Below are 717 nucleotides of genomic sequence, written 5' to 3' on the forward strand. Positions count from 1 at the left end.
TGCCGGCCATGCCCTTGCAGCCTTTGCTCTTCGCGCCTGTCGAAAACTGATCCCGCATGGTGCGGGAGGATAAAGATGGAAGGTCAGCCGCATGCGGCCGGAGAGGAAATGAAAAGAGAAGAGAAGAGATTGAAAGGCTTCGGGAAACGGTAGGCTGCCAGGTGGTGCTGGAGGCCGCCGGGTTTGCCCTCGATGTCAAGGAAAGCACCAGGCGCGCGATGAAGTATCGCCGCAGTGCCGAGATCATCATTGTTACACATGCCGGACGAGGCTGGTTCGATCCTCTCAGTGACAACAAGGGCGATATCTTCGGCCTGGTGACGAGCCTGGAGAGGTGTGACTTCGGTGAGGGCTGCGCGTGGGTGGCCGCACTTTGCGGCCTTGAGCGGTCTGAGTCCTTTTGGCGAAGGGACGATTGTGAGCTGAAGGACACGGCCTCAATTTCCGAGGATTGGAAGCGCCGGCGATCCCCTTCGCGTCTGAAATCGTCTGTGTGTGAAACTGCCATAAATCTTCTCCTTAATGACAAATAGTCTATTCAAGGAGGCGGAAGCAAACCGTGACAAGTCCAGATCGCCAACCGGCTCATTTATTCCGATCTCGTCATTCTTGATGAGCTCGGATATCTACCATTCAGTGCATCCGGTGGCGCGCTTTTATTCCACCTGCTCAGCAAACTTTACGAGCGCACGAGTGTCATAATCACCACCAATCTCA

At 55.1% G+C, this 717-nt stretch carries 1 protein-coding gene and 1 pseudogene; both read left to right on the forward strand.

The genetic code is table 11. The features are described 5' to 3' along the window. The first annotated feature begins 56 nt into the window (after positions 1-56). A complete protein-coding gene (locus tag A918_RS22325; RefSeq protein ID WP_022711755.1) occupies positions 57-533 on the forward strand; it encodes a hypothetical protein in 477 nt (158 codons plus the stop codon). Positions 534-569: 36 nt separating this feature from the next. After that, positions 570-717 (forward strand): annotated as a pseudogene (locus A918_RS21575) (ATP-binding protein); the annotation flags it as partial.

This window comes from Pseudochrobactrum sp. AO18b, assembly GCF_000409565.1.
GTDB classification, from domain to species: domain Bacteria; phylum Pseudomonadota; class Alphaproteobacteria; order Rhizobiales; family Rhizobiaceae; genus Pseudochrobactrum; species Pseudochrobactrum saccharolyticum.

Excerpts from the sequence above, each read along its gene's own strand:
- A918_RS22325 (WP_022711755.1), top strand. The coding sequence starts at position 57 with ATGGTGCGGGAGGATAAAGATGGAAGGTCAGCCGCATGCGGCCGGAGA.